At 60.2% G+C, this 22,028-nt stretch carries 14 protein-coding genes and 2 pseudogenes; 5 read left to right on the plus strand and 11 right to left on the minus strand.

Going from position 1 to position 22,028, the window contains the following annotated elements:
* Positions 1-33: 33 nt before the first annotated feature.
* The 8 genes from B0G74_RS47150 to B0G74_RS36725 all read right to left on the minus strand — a co-directional run bounded on the left by B0G74_RS47150 (position 34) and on the right by B0G74_RS36725 (position 12,228).
* Entirely contained in the window at positions 34-2,187 is a 2,154-nt protein-coding gene (locus B0G74_RS47150; RefSeq protein WP_279388648.1) for a glycosyltransferase, read from the minus strand.
* Positions 2,184-4,385 (minus strand): polysaccharide biosynthesis tyrosine autokinase, encoded by a 2,202-nt coding sequence (locus B0G74_RS36695; RefSeq protein WP_347814528.1) that lies wholly within the window; start codon positions 4,383-4,385, stop codon positions 2,184-2,186. Before B0G74_RS36695 ends, B0G74_RS47150 begins: the two co-directional genes overlap by 4 nt.
* Positions 4,386-4,444: 59 nt before the next feature.
* Positions 4,445-5,017 (minus strand): low molecular weight phosphotyrosine protein phosphatase, encoded by a 573-nt coding sequence (locus B0G74_RS36700; protein ID WP_132381537.1) that lies wholly within the window; start codon positions 5,015-5,017, stop codon positions 4,445-4,447.
* Entirely contained in the window at positions 5,002-6,660 is a 1,659-nt protein-coding gene (locus tag B0G74_RS36705; protein WP_132381539.1) for a hypothetical protein, read from the minus strand. Before B0G74_RS36705 ends, B0G74_RS36700 begins: the two co-directional genes overlap by 16 nt.
* 46 nt (positions 6,661-6,706) lie before the next feature.
* On the minus strand, positions 6,707-7,831 hold the full coding sequence (locus B0G74_RS36710; RefSeq protein ID WP_132383201.1) for a polysaccharide biosynthesis/export family protein: 1,125 nt from the start codon (positions 7,829-7,831) through the stop codon (positions 6,707-6,709).
* A gap of 113 nt (positions 7,832-7,944) precedes the next feature.
* Positions 7,945-9,327, minus strand: coding sequence for an undecaprenyl-phosphate glucose phosphotransferase (locus B0G74_RS36715; RefSeq protein WP_132381540.1), 1,383 nt, complete (start codon positions 9,325-9,327; stop codon positions 7,945-7,947).
* A 50-nt stretch (positions 9,328-9,377) separates the two neighbouring features.
* Positions 9,378-10,322: a helix-turn-helix domain-containing protein gene (locus B0G74_RS36720; RefSeq protein ID WP_243658556.1), complete on the minus strand. Its 945-nt coding sequence runs from the start codon at positions 10,320-10,322 to the stop codon at positions 9,378-9,380.
* A gap of 910 nt (positions 10,323-11,232) precedes the next feature.
* The gene (locus B0G74_RS36725) at positions 11,233-12,228 is read right to left on the minus strand and encodes a helix-turn-helix domain-containing protein (RefSeq protein ID WP_132381543.1); all 996 of its coding nucleotides are present in this window, start codon (positions 12,226-12,228) and stop codon (positions 11,233-11,235) included.
* A gap of 921 nt (positions 12,229-13,149) precedes the next feature.
* On the opposite strand from B0G74_RS36725, the gene B0G74_RS36730 reads away from it, so the two are divergent.
* Positions 13,150-13,335 carry a hypothetical protein gene (locus tag B0G74_RS36730; RefSeq protein ID WP_132381545.1) on the plus strand — a complete coding sequence of 62 codons (186 nt, stop codon included), beginning with the start codon at positions 13,150-13,152 and terminating at the stop codon, positions 13,333-13,335.
* Between the two features lie 232 nt (positions 13,336-13,567).
* Here the strand turns inward: B0G74_RS36730 and B0G74_RS36735 are convergent, their stop codons facing one another.
* The 3 genes from B0G74_RS36735 to B0G74_RS36745 all read right to left on the minus strand — a co-directional run bounded on the left by B0G74_RS36735 (position 13,568) and on the right by B0G74_RS36745 (position 14,528).
* Entirely contained in the window at positions 13,568-13,813 is a 246-nt protein-coding gene (locus B0G74_RS36735; RefSeq protein ID WP_243658501.1) for a hypothetical protein, read from the minus strand.
* Positions 13,814-13,875: 62 nt separating this feature from the next.
* On the minus strand, positions 13,876-14,130 hold the full coding sequence (locus B0G74_RS36740; RefSeq protein WP_132381546.1) for a hypothetical protein: 255 nt from the start codon (positions 14,128-14,130) through the stop codon (positions 13,876-13,878).
* Between the two features lie 170 nt (positions 14,131-14,300).
* Positions 14,301-14,528, minus strand: a complete 228-nt coding sequence (locus tag B0G74_RS36745) for a hypothetical protein (protein WP_132381548.1) — start codon at positions 14,526-14,528, stop codon at positions 14,301-14,303.
* Positions 14,529-15,370: 842 nt separating this feature from the next.
* On the opposite strand from B0G74_RS36745, the gene B0G74_RS36750 reads away from it, so the two are divergent.
* The 4 genes and pseudogenes from B0G74_RS36750 to B0G74_RS36765 form a co-directional block, all read left to right on the plus strand.
* Complete coding sequence (locus B0G74_RS36750) at positions 15,371-17,671, plus strand: EAL domain-containing protein (RefSeq protein ID WP_243658502.1); 2,301 nt, start codon at positions 15,371-15,373, stop codon at positions 17,669-17,671.
* Between the two features lie 18 nt (positions 17,672-17,689).
* Complete coding sequence (locus B0G74_RS36755) at positions 17,690-18,832, plus strand: 3-oxoacyl-[acyl-carrier-protein] synthase III C-terminal domain-containing protein (protein ID WP_243658503.1); 1,143 nt, start codon at positions 17,690-17,692, stop codon at positions 18,830-18,832.
* A 28-nt stretch (positions 18,833-18,860) separates the two neighbouring features.
* A pseudogene (locus B0G74_RS36760) lies at positions 18,861-21,435 on the plus strand (hybrid sensor histidine kinase/response regulator).
* Positions 21,436-21,554: 119 nt separating this feature from the next.
* Positions 21,555-22,022 (plus strand): annotated as a pseudogene (locus tag B0G74_RS36765) (SDR family oxidoreductase); the annotation flags it as partial.
* Between the last annotated feature and the right edge of the window lie 6 nt (positions 22,023-22,028).

Genomic DNA, 22,028 nt, shown 5'->3' on the forward strand with positions numbered 1-22,028 from the left:
GTTGGTGCTGTGCGCTGGATGCGGGTACTTTTCTCACGTAAATCTCCGCGACAGCACGCAGCGCCGAAAATACTTGGCGGCGCTCAACAGGGAAAAACATAACCATTCGACGTTGCTGATGACTCTGCGTCTGCGGAAGTGGAGGTAGTTATCCTGTTCACCTTTCTGGATTTTCCAGAGTTGAGCGCTCAGGCCGGTTTGCGCACCGAACTGCGCCTTGTAGACGTATGAAAGGGCGACCGGAAACAGGTAGGCCTCGCCTTGCTCCACCAGAACAGCCTCAAGCAGCATGAAATAGTCTTCAGCGTGCCGCTTCTTCTCGTCGAACCGGGCGCCGACATCTGCGCGCATCAGAATGCTGGACGGCGTGAAGCGGTTCGAGAACAGGATGCGCTGTCGCGACATGCGGCGCGGCGCGACGGCAGAAGGCCATGGTTGCGATTCGGGATGCTCGCCGGGCTCGAGTTGCGCCACAGGATGGCCAGTGATCGCCGCCTCCGGACGAGCACGCATCCATCCGTACTGGATCTCCATCTTGGCGGCATGCCAGCTGTCATCCGAGTCGAGAAACGCGATGTAGGGCTGTGTTGCAACCGCCCATGCGGCATTACGCGCTGCACCCGGTCCAGCGTTGCGAGGTTGCGGCAGTACGCGGATCCAGTTGGCTGGATACCTCAGCGCCAGTTGGCCGAGAAGGTCGAGTGTGCCGTCGGTGCTGCAATCGTCGACGAGGATCAGCTCACGTGGGCGGCACGTCTGCAGGAATACCGACTGGACGGCTCGCCCGATCGTAGCGCGGCAGTTGAAACATGGAATGATCACGCTTACCGGAATCTGTTCGGATAGCAAGGAGGACGCAATCTGGGCATCCTGCTGAACGTCGGCGACCGGTGCCGGCTTGCGCCGTGCACCGGCCAGGAAACGACGGGCGCACAGCACGGACAGCGCAGCCCAGACGACCTCGCCTGCGACCGACGCAACCGCGGCGCCGACGATGCCTGCGAGCAACACGCCGATCACGCCAGCAATGACGCTGAATAACAACGCAGCGAAGGCGCAGCGGTTACGCACATGAATCAGATTGCGGGTCGTCATCACGGAAGAGGCGCTGACGGTCAGGAATCTGAATGGCGTGCTCAGCGTCATGAGCATCACTACATTCACTGATTGCTCGTATTGCCTGCCAAATACCAGTGGGATTGCGAACGGCGCGAGCAATGCTGCGACGCCGGCCAGTGCGACACCGGAGGCGAACATCCATTTGTTGCCGTCCCGGTACACTCGTTCGAGACGCTCGTCGCCCGACGCAGCCCAACGATGAAGTCGCGGCATCAGGAGCTTCTGGAACAAAACGGTTGGCAACAGATAGAGCGCGGTCAGGATCGTCACGGCGACGCTATAGACGCCGACATCCTGCGACGTGCCGAGGTGCGAGACGATCACCAGCCCGCTTTGTCCGTACGCATAGAAAAGGAGACTGGAGACGCCAAAGGGCATGGCGTTGAGCCAGAGTTCATGGATCGACGGCGTTGGCAAATTCCCGCTCATCCGTCGCGCTGCGGATTTCGCCCCATGTCCAATCAGTTCCACAGCACCACGCCGCAGCGCGGAGACCGACCGCCAGGCGCACAGCGTTACGATTGCGCCCATGCAGCCGAAGCCGAGCGCAATCGCCTCGCTGCTTGCCCCCAGCTGCCAGCAAGCCAGCACCAGTACGAGACGTCCGGCATGCTGCAGCGCCTGCCACATCGCGACCCGCCCGAACTTCTCTTCGAGCTGCAGTTTCGCCGAGGCCATTTCGATTACGCCCTGCGTCAATACCACGGGGAGCATCGACAGCAGCAGTTGGCTGGTGCGCGCGTCGGCCGTGCCGACCCATGCCCAGAGCGCGGCGGCGACGAGGCACACGAGCGCGCTGCGAGTGATGAAACGAACCGATGCCTCCATCCAGCGCTTTGCCGCCCAGCCTTCGGTGCCGTAGGCCTTTAGCCAGAAGGACGGCACGCCGAAGCCGACCGCCGGGGCAATGATGGTCACGACGGCGAGCGCGGCGGCGAACTGTCCGTACTCCGAAGGTGACAGCGACCGCGCCAGCATCGCCTGTACGGCGAACGCCAGCCCGGCCGATCCCAGCGTGCTGACGGAGAGCAAAGATGCCGCCCAGGCATCGCGGCCTCGCTGCGTCATTGCGCGACCTCGTCCAGCACGGGGCGAGGATCTTTGCTTCGCGAGCTCGCGTAGCGATAGCTTCCGTAGGTCGTGCCATACCGGAATCGTCCTGCGTGCCGATCGATCCCGTTGAGTACCACGCCTTTCACGTCGACGCCGACCTGCCGCAGGCGGCGCGCACATTCTTCGAGTTCCGCCGGCTTCGTGATGGAGGCGCGCGCCACCAGGAACACATTGCCATTGGAATAGGGCGCAAGAATGGCGGCGTCGGGTACAGGGAGGAGCGGTGCGGTGTCGACGATCACCACGTCGTACCGCGCGGAGAGGGTCTGGAAAAGATCGGACACGCTCGGGCTGCTCAGATGGTCGGCAGCATTGGGCGGCATCGACCCGCTTGGGAGAAAGTCGAGCGTCGAGCGCTCGACGTTGCGGATCGACGCGTCGAGCCCACTGGCACCGGCGATCACGTCAGATAGCCCAACGGCCGAGTGGCAGCCATAGGCACGGCTCAGTCCGCTGCGTCTAAGGTCACCGTCGATCAACAGGACACGTTTGCCGGTCCGTGCGAGAACCGCGGCCACGTTCGACGCGATAAACGATTTACCGATGTTGGGTGACGGCCCGGTGAACATCACGACTTTGTTGCCCGAGTCGGACAGCGAAAACTGCAATGCCGTACGAAGACTGCGCAAGCTCTCGATCGCGGGGTCGGCCGGATCGACGAACGCCAGTGGCCGTCGCGGGGGTGTTTTTCGACGCAAGTACCCGGACAACCGGAAGCCACTGCGGTTCGCCATCGGCACCACGGAGAACACGCTGAGATCGGTCTGTTCTTCGATCTCGTGTGAATCGGAAATCCCACGGAACAGCAGATCGCGGATGAACGCGGTAGCGGCCGCTGCAAACACGGCGAGCACGACCACGACGAGACACAACACGGGGCGCCACAACCGGATCGGCTGGTCGGGCAACAACGCGTTATCGAGAACGCGGACGTTCCCGATCCGTCCCACTTCCAGAATCTGCAACTGTTCGATGTTGTTCAGCAAGCCGACGTAGAGGTCATTGCTGATCTTGACGTCACGTTGTGCCGTCACCACCCGACGTTGGGTCTCCGGCAGACGATCGATGCGTTGACTGAACCCGGCCGATTGCGCCTGCAGCACCTTGATCTGGCGATCGAGCGCGACCACCGTTGGATTCGTCGGCTCAAAGCGGGTCAGCGCCTCCGCGCGCTTTTGCAGGAGTGTGCTGACCTGGGTCTCATTGTCGGCGGATTGCTGCAGGATGGCGCGCGCCTCACCGTCGAGATCCACCGATCCCAGCTTGCTTCGAACCGCGGCATAGGCACTTTCGGCGGCATCGAGTTTCGCACGCAAGTCGGGTACCTGGCCGCGCAGGAAGGTCAGCGATCGCGCGGCCTGCTCCGCCTTGCGGTCCTCGTTCTGGCCGACATAGTGGCGGGCGATATCGTTCAGGATTGCCGTGATCAGCACCGGGTCGCTGCCGCGCAGCTTGACCTGAAGAACATTGGAATCCTTGCCCAGCTCACTGATGGAAAGACTGCGTTGAAGCTTGTCGATCGTCTCCAGACGCGATTGCCGCGTGAGCTTGAAGCGCGCGCCAGCTGCCGCGCGGATCGCGCTCACGTGCAAGGTGATCGGACCGTCGTCGCTGACAAAAGTCTCGGTCTTGCCGATCCGGCCGACAACGTCCTGTTCGAGGCCGGCGCCCGAAAGCCGGTAGCTTCCGGCGCCCAGAACCGTCAAGCGGTACTGTTCTCCCTCGAATCCGGTTGGAACGTCGAAGCGCTGGACGCTTGCGCTCTCGTCACCCCACGTGTATCCGCCCATGCCGAGGAAGCCAGGGTGGGACAGCCCCTTGCTGGATCGCGCGATGGCGCGACCGATGAACGGAAAACGCGCGGGCTCCGCCTCGATATCCAGACGCAGGTTATCGACGGCCGAAGCCACGACAAGCCGCGACTGGAGCACCTGCATTTCCGTGTCGGCGGACGACTTGACGTCGAGCATCGACGAAAGATCCTGGCCCAGCAGCGACGACGCGGTGGTTGCGGCAGAGCCCTCGTCGACCTGAGTGATGATGTTGACCTGATATTGCGGATCCGATAGCAGTACCGCCGCGATGCCGAGAATCGAGACGGTTCCGAAAATCCACAGCATCATGCGGCGATAGAGCATGAAGACATCGAGCATCGCCGCCAGGTTGAACTCTTTCTCAGTGGCGGCTGCTTCGTGCGGAGCATACGGCGGGTTCACTGTGCACCTCCGCGAACGCAGACCGCTTCCGGATAGACGCGGTTGCCTGCTGGTTCATTCAGGATTTTCAGTCGCCGTACCCAGTAGTCGATACCGTCTGTCAATGCCTCGCGACACGCGCGGAATGCGGAGATGGGCATGCCCATCGGATCATCGATATCCGCATCGTCGAAGCCGCGTATCGAGAAGATGCGGCCGCGCATCAGCGGATAAAGCGACTGCAGGCTTCGCGTCTGTGCTGCGGTCATCGTCAGTATCAGCTCCGCGTCGTTCGCGATCTGTCGGGTCAACTGCGTGGCGCGGTGCGCTTGGATGTCGATGCCCATTTCGGAAAGTACCGCGACGGCCTCGGTCGCCGCCGGTTGTCCCACCTCGGCCGCCAGACCGGCGGAACCGACGCGCAGACCTTCGACGCGTTGCTGAAGAAGGGCAGCAGCCATCGGGCTGCGGCAAAGGTTTCCGTGGCAAACCATTAGAACGTTGGAAATCATCTGGGTGTTCTTTCTTTGTGTTGAGACGTTGCTGACTCGAATGGGCGTTCGCGCATTCAACGTCATGACGAGCGCCATACCGCGAGTTCGTTGATCTCGAGCTTTCCCGTCCAGCCGGTGAAGGTCGTCTTGAGGACAGCCTGAACGGCGCCGGCTGGAACGGCTGCTTGTGCAGACGGAAGTTCATTCGCCGCGCTTTGCGATTCACTCACGCTCAGCGGAACGCCCCCTGCGGCAAAAAACTGGAACGCGAATGCCGTGCGGCCCGTTATGCCCGTCGCTGTGGCAGTACACGCGGCCAGAACGGTTTCGCCGGGACTGACCGGGAAAGGTGTACGTGTGATCACCGAGAATGGCGCGTTATCCTGATCGTTCGATGCCAGCCGCAAGGCCTGCCTCGAGCTGGCCACTGCGCTGTTTCCGGCAACCGTATCCGAAGCGACGATTTGGCCTGCAGTCTGACCGGGCGTGGCGACTGACATGCTCCAGTGCGTGAGCGCGTCCACGCGCGTGCCTGGGCGATCCAGCGTGAAGAGACTGTCGGCGTTGATCACGCTTCCCCGCCACGGCAGCGCCTGAACCTTCTGGAAGCTCATGGCGGTCACCGACTCGACGGGCACCTCGTCACCGATCAACGCCGTCAACGCCCCCTGCGGTGGAGACTCGAAACGCCACTCGACGCCGGAGGCGGAGAACTTCGCGGTGCCCGCGACCAATTGACGAGGCGCATTGTTCAGGTCCTTGCGCTTCCAGCGTCTCGGCAACACGATCGAGTCGCGGAACACGGTGCGAAGATGCTTACCCGAAGCCGTGGCGTTGACCAGCAGTCCGTCGATACCCTCGATGTGACAGTGGTTGAGCGCCACCGTGCCAAAACGAGCCTGACGGCCGAAATACACCACGTCGCCGTTGAAATCGAACGAGCAGGCATCGAAGACAAAATCCATGCTGTCCGAGTTGATGTCGACGGCACGCGCGGACCCGGCAAACGTGCAATCGACGAAGGTCATCCGTTCGCCGCTATTCACGCTTCTGCCCACCCCCGCAGCCACGTAAATGCCGTTCTCGCGGTTCTGTTCGAACCGCGACGAGAACCACGCGGTGAGGTACGTATTGAGCGGATCGATCCGGAGCGCGCCACGCCAGCCCGTGACCACGACATTGCGGCCACCCGCGTCTCGCACGGCGCCCGAAAATCCGGCTTGCCGGTTGCCCATCACGATGCCCCATCCTTCGGCCCGCGCCTTCCCGGGACCAAGTATCGAGATCGTGCCGCCTGTGCCGTCGAGGAACGGCGAGCGGTCACCCGGAAAACGCAACTCTGTCGCGGGAAGCGTGGTTTCGTTTCTGCAGGTCAAGCCGTCCCAACCCACGGGCAACTGAGAGAAGTCGAGCAGGACGCCGCCCACCGAGCACAGCTTGATCCAGGGCGCGGTGTCGATCGTCTCCGTGAGTACGTATCGACCGGCCGGAATCATCAAGGCCGGTAAGCACGACGTGTCGCGCGTGCGCAGTGCGATATTGCGCACGTAGTCGATCGCGCGCTGGAACGTGCCGGTGTCGTCCGTCGCACCCTTGCCCTTGGCGGCGAAGTCACTGATCCAGCGAAATCCGCTCGGTGATCGATTCTCAATGGATTCGCCCCACCCACGCGAGACAGCCGTGGCGCCCAGTATTGCGGCGCCGGCTGAGAGACCCATTGCGGAACGGCGATTCACCATGACCGCACCGTCATGCGCTGGCTTCGGAGAAATCGCAATGTCATGGTCATTTCGTCACCAACCCCGCCGTAAGTCCGGCGTTGATACCAGGAAGCAGGAGGCTCAACACGCGGCTGAAGCGAACCAGCCCGTTTCCGTCGACGTAGACGATGTCCTTCGGTTGTAGTTCGAACCGATTGGCGAGAATCATCGAGACGGGCGACGCGGCGTCGAGGTGGAAGACACGTGCGTCCTTGCCGAGCCCGCGGATCACATACAGTTGCGCGGCGTCCGCGGTGGTCGAACTGATGCTGCCCGCCTGTGAAAGCGCGTCGCTCAGCGTCAACTGACCGCTGCGTAGCGGCAGCGCGGTAATGGGTTTTGTCACTTCACCCAGCACGAACACGCCGTTTTCTTCTCTGGCGGAGACGCGAATCAGATCGCCGGGACGCAGCATGATCTTCGAAGGGTTCAAACCGCGCTGCAGCATCCCCGTGAAATTGATGTCGTACGACTGACCGTTGCGAGTCAACGTAATGCGGCTCTGATCCGCAGCCGCGCTGAACCCGCCGGCATGACTGATGGCGTCGTACAGCGTCGTCGGAATATCGTTGATGGATTGCGCTCCCGGCGTACGTACTTCGCCGTCGACGTACACCTGCTTCGCGCGAAACGACGCAATACGCACCGTCACCTGAGGATCGTGGAACGACTTGCTCAGTTCCGCCGCAAGCTTGCGTTGGACTTCGTCGACTTTCATGCCCTCGACGTGAATATTTCCGACGAAGGGAAACCGCAGATAGCCTGTGTCGTCGACGACGAATCCCGGCGGCGGGTCGTAGGTGCGCGCGTTCGCAGGTGGCTGCGCGCCCAAAGCCGCAGCCAGTTCCGGGTGGTCCCAGACCGTGATCTGGAGCACATCGCCGGCACCGATCGTATAAGCCTGGCCGCGGCCGAGCAGGGCGCTGGCGCTGGCATCGTTACGACGCTCAGCTTCACTGCGGATCTCGTCGATTGACGACAGGGTCACTTCGGTCATCGGTACGGGCAATTGCTCGGCCGGCGCTTGCTCACTCGCACTGGTTATCGGCAACGTAGACGCTTTTTGCATTTTCATGCCGGGCGCAACCGAACAGGCGGACAAGGCGAACTGGAGCGCCGCAATCCATGCAACCCGATTCATCGAAAACATGTTGACACCGCCGCGACGCAGCGCGTTGGACCTGACTTTCAATTGCTTCACTCCGATTCCTTTTTATTGGGCTCGCCGACCTCCTTCTCGCGGTCCGCGGCTCCCCACGATGACTAGTACGCCTGCTTGCTTAAGAACCCACGGACCACCGTGCGTAGCACGATCTTGATATCCATCCAGAACGATCGATGACGCAGGTAATACAGGTCATACTCGACGCGGCCTGCCATCTTCTCCAGCGCGTCCGTTTCGCCTCGATAGCCGTTGATCTGCGCCCAGCCGGTAATGCCCGGCTTGATGCGATAGCGGTCGAGATAGCCCGAGATCAGCGGTCCGTACAGGTCGTCGTGTTCAAGCGCATGGGGACGAGGACCGACGATCGACATTTCGCCGCGCAGGACATTGATGAACTGCGGAATCTCGTCGAGACTCGTGCGGCGCAGGAAGCGCCCTACGGGCGTGATACGGTTGTCGTTGCGTGTCGCCTGACGCACTACGCCACGCTCTTGCGCATGAACTCGCATCGAACGAAACTTGTAGATTGAAAACGGCCGTCCCTTCAGGCCCTTGCGGCGTTGCCGGAAGAAAACCGGACCCGGCGACGAGAGCTTGATGGCGATCGCGATCGCCACGAATAGCGGTGCAAGCCCGATCAGCGCAACCAGTGCAAAGGCCCTGTCGAAGATCTCCTTGCCCGTCATCGCCTTATCAGAAATGGCCGACGGAGAAAGACTGAGCGAGGGGATGTCGAGTGTGCCGAGCGACGCGACGCCGGCGTACAGTCCGAGCGGCATGAAGTCCGGCATCAGCCGAATTTCCACCAGCGTGTTCTTGAGCGCTTCGATGCAATGGGCCGCCGCGGCGTGGGCCGACAGCGGTAACGCGAGCCATACCTCGTGAATGCCGCCGGACTCCGCTAGCCCTGCGAGACGGGCCAGTTTGGTCTGGCCGTGCTCGCCCATGGCGGAGCCGGGTCGGTCGCCGGCGTCGTGCAACTCGACAACTTCCGCGACGCGGAAATCCGGGTGATTGCTGGAGTCGACCTTCGCAACGATCAGCTTGAGGTATTCGCCGTTGCCCACGACGACAATGTTACGGGCGCGCAACCCGACAACACGCGGGGAGGAACGCATCGTGGAGGCGATCACTCGCCATGCCGCGAGCAGTACGACGCCTATGCAGGTCCACCATGCGATCCAGGACACCAGCGTCTCATCCTGGTGCTGAATGGACAGCAGGAGCAGCAAGCCGGCGAACTGCAGGGCCAGCCATGCCGGCAGAACTCGGGTCCCGAGGCGATACAACGAGCGCATGGGCGATACGGCGTAAACGCGAACAATCGGCAAAAGAGCCGCTGACGACATCAGGATAACGATTGCGAACAGCAACTGAAGTGGGCCGCTTTCGTGGCCCTGCGCAGGAGCGATATGGGCTGCGATGACAGCCGCGAGCGCAATGCACCCGCTATCGATCAGGCGTGCGACAGCTTGTTTCATGAGAATCTCCGTGGAGCCGGTTGAGGAAGCAGCCAGCTATCGCTCGCTTCTTACGAAACGGGGCGGCGTACCCGCTTGACGGCGGGCGGTTCGGACGACCCGTTATCAGCCAACCGGTTGCGCTCATTGGTCCGATACTCTGTCGGTGACATTTGCAGGTGCTGGCGGAACAGCTTGGCGAGTCGGTCGCCACTACCCAGACCCGTACGACGGGCGATCTTGTCGGCGGGCAGGTCGGTATCGACCAGCATGTGGCAGGCTTTTTCGAGGCGGACCCGCAGGACGAACTCCGTCGGCGTCACGCCGATCTCCTGTTTGAAGCGGCGCAGGAAATTGCGTTCGCTCATTGCCACAGCCTGAGCGGCATCCGCAATCGATATACGGCTCTCGCTGCTGACCCGCAACTGATACGCTGACGTGCGAATCAGGTCACTGGCGCGCGCCTCGCGGGAATTGAATACTGAGTGGGTGAACTGTTTCGGCGTGACGGGCAGCAGGTCGTGCGCGACCTGGCTGGCCGTCTCGTAGCCACAATCACGTTTGACGACGGACAACGCGCTGGTTAGCGCGACACTAGCGTCGGCGTCGATGCCGGCGGTTCTGGTTGCGGACAGCGCACTTGCGGTCATGGCACCACCTGCCATCTCAGTCACTGCAACATCCTTGGGTTCGAGTCGAGCCATTTCGAGAACGCCATTACCTCCGCCGATCCCCTGCACCACCTCCGCATGCGGATAGGCGTGACGTAACCACGAGAGCAGCCGTTCGTCGCTTTCGACGGGTGCGCTCACGGCTCCGAGCGCAAACAGCGCATGAACATCTTTCGCGTAGTGGGAGTCGACCGCGTCGGTCCAGATCAGCACGCCCGAGGACGAGCGTATGGCTCCGCCGCTGGCGGACACGAGACGCAGGTCGTAGTAGTTGTGTAGCGCGTTGTCCGGATGACGCAAACGGTTGGCGAGACTGAATGTCTCCGCCAGGCGCCCCATATGAATGAGCGAAAAACCTTCGAACAGGAGAATCACAACCTGTCTGCGGCGGCGCGCCAACCCCACGCTCCCGCCCATCATGAGATGAATTGTTTTCCTCGTTATATCAGTCGCACATTCCATACCGCTGGCCCCCGGCACTATTAGCGAAAATGAGTTTTCTGCAGCGCATCATATTCGCGGGGGTGCTCTGATCAGACAGGGGCGTCCGATTCAACCATGCTCTTGGCGGATTTGATCAAGAACATCCAGGCTGGTAATTTTTTGACACGAAATGCATCGATTTGCCGCTGACGAACGCCAAGAAATTCATATTGGCTTCATATCCGGCAATTGAATATCTGGCGCGCGGTATCGGCGCGAAAGAGGGCGCCGTGTCGCGATAGTCCGCGTCTGGAGCCTCATTGCCAGCTGACTCAAATGCGGTCAAATCATGGCGAAATGACGATATATCAGGGGGTGTCGCGAGTGTGGGTGGTTAACCGAGTTATACACATTGCATCATTTCGGTCGCTATAGCAGGTTCAGCCAGCTCTTTTTCTATGTGAAAAGTTCGCGATGTGAAAAGCAGTGGTGAATTAATGCTCGCTATTGCGCTAATTGCAGTTCGCCACTGAGACCCGAAAGGAAAAAATAGACCCGAAAACATTGGCATCAATTGCTGACTATTTTGGGTGTAATTTGTCGGGTGCGCTCCCATGACGGGTGTCGATCCGTATCGCTTGTGCCGGCCGTATCGATGCATCGGATTGCCTGGTGGCTGGCTAAGGGCACTGCACCGTCGCAGGGCTATCGGCAATCGAAACAGAAGCGGCGGGCGTCGGTGGAAGCAGCCCGGAATGAGCTCGGCCGCTTCTCCGCAAGGCGGATCACCGTGCGCAGGTATTCGCTTTCAGGGGCGCGCCACGCTGCGCGCTCAGCTCAGGCTACTCGGAGAGGCTTCTTTGCTCAGCCGGTAATCGGTGGGTGTGGTCGCCAGATACTTTCTGAAAAGCTTAGCCAACTGACCGCCGCTGCCAATTCCGCAGCGCCGTGCGATTTTGTCGATGGGCAAACGCGATTCAATGAGCATCTGACAACTCAGGTTCAGACGCGCGCGAAGCAGATAGTCAGAGGGCGTCATACCGATCTCGTTCTTGAAGCGCCGCAAGAAGTTGCGCTCGCTCATGGCTGCGAGACGCGCCGCGTCGTCGATTGAGATGGGACGATCGACGTTTGCCTCCAGCCACCGGGCCGACGCCATGATCTTCTCGCTAACCTGCGGCGCCCCGCTGCGGGCGACGGAAGAGCTGAAAGGAGTCTTATGCGGCGGCGCGACGGACTCGGCAACCTGACGCGCCAGTTCGGGCCCGAGGTCTTCTTCTACGATGTGCAGTGCCGTGCGCACGGCCGCGGGCGTGTCGCCTTGCGACCGTGCCGGACCTCGGTCGCACGCTTCGGAGCCGCTGCGCAGCAGCGGGCAATAGCGGCTTGGAAGCCCAGCCGCTTCCAGAAGCAGCCGGCCCTCAGCGATTGGGTGAACGATTTCGCTGAACGGATGCCTGTGGCGTAGCCAATTGCGCAGGCGCTCATCGCAGCGTGCCTCTTGCGCGCCCGCGCCGCCTGCGATGAACATCAGATGCGTGTCGCTCGTGCCTTTGTGTGAATCGACGCTGTCCGTCCAGACGAACACCGACGACGAGCTCGCAATGCGGCCACCCGCAGCCGAAAGCAGCGAGACGTCGTAGCGCGCGCGGCCCGATCGTTGCGACGCGGCGAGCGCGTTCGCCTTATGGAATATTTCGATGAGCGCTGCGACCTTGGGCAGCGCAAAACCATTGAACAGCACTATGTCGACGTGAGTCGTCGCGTTCACTTGCGCCGGCACCGCACTTTGCCGCGAGCTGAGCGGCGGAATATGTACCAGCCCCATTGGTTCTTTACCCCGGAATGTTGTGGCCTGTAAAGCCTCTCTCAAGACCCTGTAATTCTTTTGTCGAGGCCTGTTATGCAAATGATACAGGCGCCATTATTATAGGCTGAATTAGTCAAGACATTGGCAGTGGAGACATTGAGTGGGTATGGGAGCACCGAGTTGGGGCACGCGTTTAAACGGAAAAAATTCGAATACGTCGAGACGATATCCTGGATAGACTGAGACGGAATGTATAGGGAATCTTCAAAAATGATTTATACCAGGCACGAGAAAAAGCCCTATTCGAGGTGTTGGTACCCGTGCAGCGCGCGCTTGGGTAATGCCGGGTAAGTATTCTATCTCGCTGTAATTCCGAATCCCGTCTCACGCAATAACAGAATGAGGAATCTGTCTTTGTCTGCGGCTTCGACGCGCGTCACCAGGCCTGCGGAAAAAGCGTTGTCATGGCGTAACGATTCTGAATTGGACGAGGTTGCATTCTTCATCCTCGTTTGAGACCGGTGCGCAGAACGCCATTGACGCGAGGAAACCTATGGCCGGTAGCAATTCGTCAAGCGCGGTCGAAACGGTGGTGCCTCTTCGGACAGAATGTTTCCGATAGCCGCCGCTCGGAGGAAGATCGAGCCGGGATTGATAGAATCGCACCGGCCGTGCACACGGCCTCATCCTGATTTCGATTTGCTGTTGCGCAGCGATTGTCAGACTCCAATTGATCCGGAATATTCGGGGTAGGGCTTTCCAGAGTCATTTTTGAAGGATGACACCCGTATCATGTGGACGCGCCACGCGGTGCGTTCGCCGCACGGGGCTGGTTGCGGCCGTCAGATTCAAGCGGGATTGTGTCAAGGCCAGTCATACATTAAGCAAACGATTGCGCGAGGGCCTAAATAAGTCGGCCGCGCAGCCGATAACCCGTTCATGCACAAACAACACATTAAGACAATCGTTGATGCCGCCAGCGAAACCGCCGATAGCATCGTCGGCGCGCGGCAGTGGAGAACGGCCGAAGATGCGAGCGCGATGCACGATGTGATCTTCTGGGACATGATCGCCAAGCAATTACCCAATGTAAGCATTGCCGATCTGCTTTCAATCCTGAATTAGACGCAAAGCGCGGGTTGTGGCCGGGCATTCCGCGGTGGATTGAGCAGTGACATAAGACGGTTCGATAAAGGAGACGAAAGTGTTCGTTCCGGTTCACCGTTTTCCGATTGGCGGATCACTTGCACAGTGAGCCGCTATTTTCGCTTCAAATTAGAACGCACAAGATACCGACGAGACGTTTTGCCATTCGGACACGCGGTTGGCCCCATAGCGGGGCGGCGAAATCGCGCGACTACCCATCGTTGAGTCCCATCACTGAAAAAATTTTGACGACCGCTCCTTGCCTGGGTGGGCGTCCCCCTTGTTGTTGATTAAAGACTTGCACGGCGCGCATCATCTCGTCCCAGGAAAGTTTTCGATAGGCGCAAATGTTGTACGTGATGCCGTGTTGCTGGTCTTTGACAAAATTATCAACGCTCGGTAGCTGCATGGTTTCCTCGAATGCGGCGCGCGATTTTTTGTCCGCCGGAGCGGACATCTCTCAACCACGGCGATGGTCAGCAGACTCTCTGCAAGACCTCGGCCCGCGGACGCCGCTCACTAAGACACAGCCGGTGGTTCTCTCAGGTCCTGAATGACCAGCGACGCAGACAGAAATACGTCTTCAATCGCTGCAGCGTACTCGCCCGCCGAATCGCGACTCTGTTCGTCCATCGGATGGAACGTGGCGCTGCGTCGGATTGCACGTCGCATACGCTCCAGTTCGTTGATTGTGGGAGATGTCTTGGCGAGCAGCGCTGCGATTAGCGTCTGATACGCGAGAAGTTGCATCCGCAGCTGTTGAATGTCTTCCATCAGTGACTCTTTCATAAAAGTGAAGCGTTCTGGAACAGGGCGGTCATGTCCCGGGATTGCGGACACTCCTCTTTTAGTGCCTGCTGTGTGGTGAGCCGGTACACATGTACGGGATTCAGGCTGCGTGCATCAATAAGTTGACTCTTCCCGCTGCGAGCTCACGAGCGATCCTAAGCAACCGTGTGAGACAGACCGAGAATGACGGTTAGTGAGCCTGTTTTATCGTAATCGAAGAGCCGTGACTTCACTCGCAGAACGCCATCGAATCCCAGGTCGTCGACCTTCATTGTTACGTTGTCGCCGACAAGGGGAAGTTGGTGTGCTGCCCGTGTACCGGTAGTACGGTATGTACCAAAGCCACCGGTGTACTCATACACGTAAGTTACTTTCTCATCCATGTGCGCCCCGCTCGTGTGGATCAGCAGTTCTATTCGCTGGAAGTCTCGCACAACTGCGGGCGATTTCGCTTGATGCCCTCGGGTAGCCTCGAAGGGGGCTGCGATCACATCGATGCGATTCGTGGGGCGCTGCGAAAAGATGGGAAGCCTTGTCTATAAAGACGAAGGCGGGAATGACCGTTTCATATTGCATGGCGATTTGACTTGATGGGTAATTGGCTCGGGTCCAAAACACCTCATGGCGTGGCGGATGCGGCCATGCTTTTGGCAGTTCTTCCCAACAAATACCGCGGTCTGGTCAATTGCCGGTTGGCTACGGCGAGGGAATATTGGTATCGAAAGTGGCAATCAAAGACTCTGATACATACGGGCCGATGTGCGGTTGCCCTGCAACTGGCGAGAGAATGGGGAGTATCGACGAAAAAGAACCTGCCGCCCGAGGGAGCGGCAGGTTGTAAGATCGAGGGGTGGGGTTTGCTTGAGAGAAGCCCCCTCGAAAGACCGGCTTTGAGTTTAATCGCCCGAGGGCGGCAGCGGACTCAGGCGGCGGATTGGATCAAGTTGTTGACTGAACAGGACGTGAAAATAGCGGGCCGGTGCAAATTACGGGCGCGAGTGAGAATATGACCGGCCGTTCGAACCCGTGGTCCAGTCGCAGTTGACGTAGACGGAGCCCGCCCGACGCAACATCCCCCCACAAAAGCATAAAGTTATCCCCCACTCTGCCGTTAGAGCAGAGGGGACTACGCGCCGCCGCACTAACGCGGCGCGGCTCGCGGAAGCCAAGCCCCGGATGCAAAAAAACAGTCGCATAAGACTGATACGAAAAAGAGAGAGGGCCGATGACTGGTGTCTACAATCCCTTACTGGTCTGCCTGTCGCTGGTGGTCGCATTCCTCGCGTCCTACACGGCGGTGGAGCTGTCCGGTGGCCTGAACGCGCTCGCGAGCGCGAAACGGCGGCCGCTATGGCTCGTCGGCGGCGCGGTGTCGATGGGCGTCGGCATCTGGTCGATGCATTTCATCGGCATGCTCGCGTTTTCGCTGCCGATTCCGATTGGCTACGATTTTTCCATTACCGCGGCGTCGCTGTTCCTCGCGATCAGCGTGTCGTTGATCGCGCTCGCCACCGCGAGCCGTGGCACGCTGTCGCACAGGCGCCTCTGCATCGCGGGGACGATCATGGGCTTCGGCGTGGCGGGGATGCACTTTACCGGCATGTACGCAATGCAGATGTCGCCGGGAATCGAATACACGATCTGGAAAGTCGCGCTTTCCGTGGGCGTGGCGATCGCCGCGTCGATAGCGGCGCTCTGGCTCGCCTTCACGCTGCGTGCATCGGACGCCGGGAACCTCGTCGTCAAGCGGCTGGGCGCGGCCTTCATCATGGCCATCGCGATTACCGGCATGCACTATTTCGGCATGAGCGCGGCCAATTTCGCCGCCGGCAGCCTGTGTCTCTCCGGTGAGAAGTTCGACGCGAACTGGCTGGCGCTCGTCGTCACGGCGACGTCGTTCACCGTGCTGGTCGGCACGCTCGCATTGTTCGGTTTCCATACGAGCAGCCTCTCTCTTTCTCTGAAGCGCGCGAACCGGCAACTGCATTATCTCGGCACGCACGATGCGCTGACGAACCTCCCCAACCGTCAGCAACTCGCCTTGCGCATTGCGCAGGCGGTCGCCGAATGCGCGCGCAGAGAATCAATGTTCGCCGTGCTCTTCATCGACCTCGACGGCTTCAAGTCGATCAACGATTCACTCGGCCACGGCGTCGGCGACGACTTGCTCCAGGTGTGCGCCGAGCGTCTGCGTCAGGACTTGCGCCATACCGACATGGTCGCGCGGCTCGGCGGAGATGAATTCGTGATCGTGGTGGAGAACGTGGCCGATGCGTCGTCCGCGGCGGCAGTCGCCAATGGCGTGCTGCGGCGGCTCGCCCAGGAGATCGTCGTCGACGGACTGCCGCTGCGCGTGAGCGCGAGCATCGGTATCGCGTTCTATCCTTGCGACGGCGGCAATGCCGACGAACTGCTCCATAGCGCGGACGCCGCGATGTACGCCGCCAAGCAAAGCGGACGCAACACGTTCCGCGTGTTCGAGCCGCAGATGAACCACACCGCGCTCAAGTCGCTGATCCTGCAACGCGATCTGAATCGCGCCTTGAGCGACGGCGAACTCAGCGTGTCGTTCCAGCCGAAGTTCAGCGTTGCCTCCCAATCGGTGACGGGCGTCGAGGCGCTGATCCGCTGGCGTCATCCGGAGCTCGGCGAAATTGCTCCGCTCGAATTCATCCCGCTCGCGGAACGCTCGGGTCTCATCGTCGAGATCGGCGACTGGGTGCTGCGTGAGGTCTGCCGCAACATCGCGCTGTGGGATGCGCAAGGGCTGCCTGCGATTGCCGTGGCGGTAAATCTTTCGCCGATCCAGTTCAACGTCCCGGACCTGGTGGCGCGTATCGACGCGCTACTCGATGTTGCCGGCGTCGATCCTTGTCGTGTGATGTTCGAGATCACGGAAACCACGGCGATGCAGAGCATCGAGAAAACGAGCCGGACGATCGAAGCGCTGCAAGCGCGCGGCTATACCGTGGCCATCGACGACTTCGGCACGGGATACTCGAGCCTCGGCTATCTACAGCGGTTCAGGTTCGACCAGATCAAGATCGACGGCTCGTTCATGCGCGACCTCGACTCCGCCGGTCACCGCGGCAGCGCTTTGCTGTCCGCCGTCGTGACGCTCGCGCGCGCGTTGCAGATCGAGGTCGTGGCGGAAGGCGTCGAGACGGAGTCGCAGTTCCGCACGCTCAGCGAACTTGCCTGCGATCAGATGCAGGGTTTCCTGTTGAGCCGGCCGTTGCCCGCCGCTGAGTTTCTCGCGTTCCTGCGCGGCGCCGCAGACCGGGTTGTCGCCCCCGGGAGCGCCTGCCCGCGTCCGCGGGATGAAGGCGGATGCCGGTCCATTGTCGGAGACCGGGCCGGACGACCGATTCGCGGGGCCGCCAATCGCTGCGTTCCCCGAATACCGGTACACCCTGGTTCCCGCCGGAACTACCCTCCAACGCCACCACCGGCGCGCCGGCCCTTCCCGACACCCCAACACCCCCGATCCCATTGGCAACACGCCAAAGCGGGACTTTTTTCATGAATTGCGGTGGACGCGTTAATGTACCAGCGCCGCGAGGCCGGGTATCTGGCGTCCCAGATACTCGCCGCCATAGGCGCAAAACGTACTTCTACCCACCGCGTTAATTTTTTTCATGGATTCTTTATGCTTATTAAAAACGTAGCAGTCAGCTTGCCCTCCAGGATCGTTACGAACGAGGAAGTGATCGATATGATTCGATTCCATTCCAAGGAGTACGAGGGCGACATCGACAGGGGGATGCGCACCATCAAGACGTTGCTCGACAGAAGCGGACTGGTCAACCGGCGCTGGTGTGAAAGCCATGAGTCGCCTATCGATCATGTCGCGATGGCGACGCGCAAGGCGCTATCGGAAACATATCTGAAGCCCGAACATATCGAGCTGTTTATTTATGTCGGCATTGGAAGAGGGTTCCTCGAACCCGGCAACAGCCACATGATGGCCAGCACGCTTGGCTTCGTCAATGCGGAATGTTTCGATGTGGTCGACGCCTGCATGAGCTGGACCCGAGCCATGGCGATTATCGACAGCCTTTTCAAGTCGGGCCAGTACAGAAACGCTATGATTGTGAATGCCGAGTTCAATATGCTTGCAGGCGGTCCACTCTATCCGGGGAATTTTGCGTTGAAGAACCAGGCTCAGATTGAATACACCTTGCCGTCGTTCACGATAGGCGAGGCGGCGACCGCTACCTTGCTCGTCGCAAAAGAGCCGGATAACTTCAGCTTCGCTTTCCGCGCGAAGCCGGAAGTGTCGGACCTGTGCACCATCCCGATCCCCGGCTACGAAGGGTATTGCCACCCAACCGAGCGGATCGGGAAAAACGGCGACATGCGTTTCACATCATTCGGCCATGAGCTTCACAAGAATTCGGACGAACTGTCCGCGGTATTGACTAAACTGCCTGTTCCGAAGAAAGACATCGACATCGTCTTCACCCACGCATCCTCCAAGGCGGCGTGGCAGGGTTATGGCGCAAAGGTCGGAATCGACGACAAGATGTATCACATCTATCCGGAAACCGGAAACCTCGTGTCGGCTTCGATCCCGGCTGCGATTTCACTGGCAAAGGACGACGGGCAGTTGAAGAGAGGCGACCGGGTGCTGTGCTGGGTCGGCAGTGCCGGCATGTCATTCAACGTCAGCAGCTTCAAATTCTGAGGCTGGATAGATAAACATAAAGCACGACATGAGAGCCATTTCAGGGAGCATCCGTTACCTCAACCGAGTGGTTTACGACTCGGCCAAGGTGTCGGACTATAGCGTGTTGGCTGTTGGCGTAATCGGTACGATCGGACATCCGCTGTACTGGCTGTGGTGGACGTATATCGATCCTCAACCCAACGAAAGCCTGCAAATGCGCGCTTTCGGCACAGCCGCCTGTGCGCTGCTGCTCTTGCGCGGTTTCTGGCCCGCTTCGGCCGTGCGCTTCCTGCCGTGGTATTACTTCGTAACGGTAGCCTATACGCTACCGTTCTTTTTCACTTATTACCTGATTGCCGGTCACTATTCGATGCTCTGGTCAATGGCCGAGCTGGGCATGGTGTTTTTCCTGATCGCCATATTTCCGTCTTTCGTTGCGTTAGCACTCAATCTGATTCTGGGTATCGGCCTTGCCGTCCTGTGTGCCAGGATCGTGATTCCGCAATCCCTCCACGTGGATGGGCAGCTATTTCTCTACACGTATCTGCCAGTTTTTACATTCGGCATTTTCGCCGGCCTTACGTTCAGTTACAGCAACCTGAAGGGCATCGTCGCGCAGGCAAAAAATGTCGCGTTTCGCGCGCTCGCCGGCTCGATCGCTCATGAAATGCGCAATCCTCTCAGCCAACTGAGGCACGTACTGGATCGCATGGAAGAGGCGCTGCCCGCGGTGACGGATGCCAACCCGTCGCCGGCTTTGTCGCATGACAGGGCGGCGTTGCTTTATCGGCATCTCGCCCACGGCCAATTGTCGATTGATCGGGGCCTGCGCATTATTGCCATGACGCTGGACGAAGTCAGTGCGAAACCGATCCGCTCGGATCACTTCACCTATCTGAGCGCGGCGGCCACCACGCGTAAAGCGCTGGACGAATACGGCTTCGGCGATCAGAAGGAGCGCGCCAAAGTTCGACTTGCGGTGCTGGAAGATTTCATCTTCAAGGTCGACGAAAACCGTCTATCTGTTCACGCTATTCAATCTGATCAAGAACGCACTCCATCACATTGCCACGCATCCTTTGGCGACGCTTACGCTTACAGTCGACCGGCAAACGGTGCTGGTTCATGACACCGGCCCCGGCATTGCGCCCGACCTCCTGCCGCATCTGTTCGAGCCTTTCCGTACCGCGGGCAATTCGGCGGGTACGGGGCTCGGCCTTGCCTATTGCCAGCGCGCGATGCGCGCCTTCGGCGGCACGATTGCCTGCCGCTCGGAAGTCGGGAAATTTACTCAGTTCACGCTGCAATTCCCCGTCGTCTCCAGCAGAGAAGTTGGAGAGCATGAGCAGAAGATTTTCGAGCGCGCCACGCCGTTTTTCACCGGCAAACGCGTTCTCGTCGTGGACGACGATGCCACTCAGCGGGCGCGAAGCCGCCGTGCGTTGTCGAAGGTGGGTGCGGACGTGAACGAAGCGGAAAACGGCGAGGTGGCGTTGAGCGCGCTTCGGCTGTCAGCGCCGTACGACCTCGTGCTGATGGACATCAATATGCCGGTCATGGACGGCTACACCACCGCCGAGAAGATCCGCGCCGACCATCAAGACCCGAACTGGAACGTGCTGATCGCCGCCTATACGGCGGAGCCGGCCAATGTGACGCGTGTGCTCGCCCGCCGCGCCGGCATGGACGACATGATCAGCAAATCCGCCAGCGCGGTGGAACTGATCACCGCGCTTCAGACGCTCTTCGAAAGCGGCAATCGGCATGTTCACAGCCATCCGTTCGACGGCTTTGCCGGCAAAACGATTCTGGTGGCGGACGACGACACCTACAGCAGGCGGATTGCCAAAGGTTATCTGGAGCGATGCGGCGCACGCGTCGTCGAGGCCGAGCATGGGCCGGACGTGCTGGCGAGGTTGGAGGAGAAGGGCCCCATCGATGCCATCGTGATGGACATGAACATGCCAGGAATGGGCGGCGTGGAAACGACTGCGTCGATTCGCGCCCGTGCTGATTCATATGCCCAGGTTCCCATCATTGCATTGACCGGGCAATCCGATATGAAAGCCGTGCAGGCCTGTCTCGCCGCGGGCATGAACGAGGTCATGATCAAGCCCGTGCAGATCGGCGCTCTCTATGCTTCCCTTGCAAGACAGTTTGCCCAGCAACGTGCGTCGCATGCGCCGATCAAAGCGGAGCCGTTACAAAGGCCCGCCGTGCAAGCGGGCAGGCCTGCGCCGATCAAGGAAGGCCCCCTGCTCGACGAGAAACACCTCGAAGAACTGGTGGCGCTCGATTTGCTGGACCAGACGTTCCTCAACGGCATCGAGCAGATTCGCTCGACCGTGGCGCAACTCGCCGCCAGCGTGGCGGCCCGCGACCTCGAATCGACGCACGGAGCCTTACACGTCCTTCTTGGCATCAGCGGCAATATCGGCGCGAAGGCGCTGCATCAGTTCGTGCGGCAGATCTATCCGCGCGTGGTCGAAGGCGAATGGCCCGCCGAGGCCGACTGGCTGGCGCGAATCTGCTCGTTGAGCGACGACTCGGCGCCTGCCTTACAGACCTATTTCGCTTTGGCCAAAGCGCGTGGCGATCATGGGGACGCGCTGAGCGATTGATGGGCGTCGGAGTGCTCTCGTGTTGCCCATTGAAGCGGCATTACCGCGAACACTTTCCGCGTCGCAAGACAGCGCTCGCAACCTGCGAGAGGTCATGCAATGGTCGAGCACAGCCGCCGGCGCCGCTCGAACAGTTCTCCCATGAACAATGACATGAACTGATGAAGACCGACGTCGACAGCGTGTTCCTAGTCGGACAAGCGGTGGCGCGGCATATGATCGAGCGGCAACGCGGGAGGATCATCAACATCTGTTCGGTGCAAAGCGAGGTGGGCCGTCCCAACGTTGCCGCCTACACCGCGAGCAAGGGCGCCGTGAAGATGCTGACGAAGGGCATGGCGATCGAGTGGGGCCAGCACGGCATCCAGGTCAATGGTCTCGGGCTGGGCTACTTCAAGACCGAATTGACCGAGGCGCTCGTCAAGGACGAGACCTTCTGCAAGTGGCTGATCGGACGCACGCCGTCGCGGCGTTGGGGCGATGTCGAAGATCTCGTCGGTGCTGCGGTCTTCCTGGCGAGCAACGCTTTGAACTTCGTCAATGGCAACATTCTCTACGTGAATGGCGGCGTGACCGCCACGCTGTAATCCGTC

This window comes from Paraburkholderia sp. BL9I2N2, from assembly GCF_004339745.1.
Lineage (GTDB): Bacteria > Pseudomonadota > Gammaproteobacteria > Burkholderiales > Burkholderiaceae > Paraburkholderia.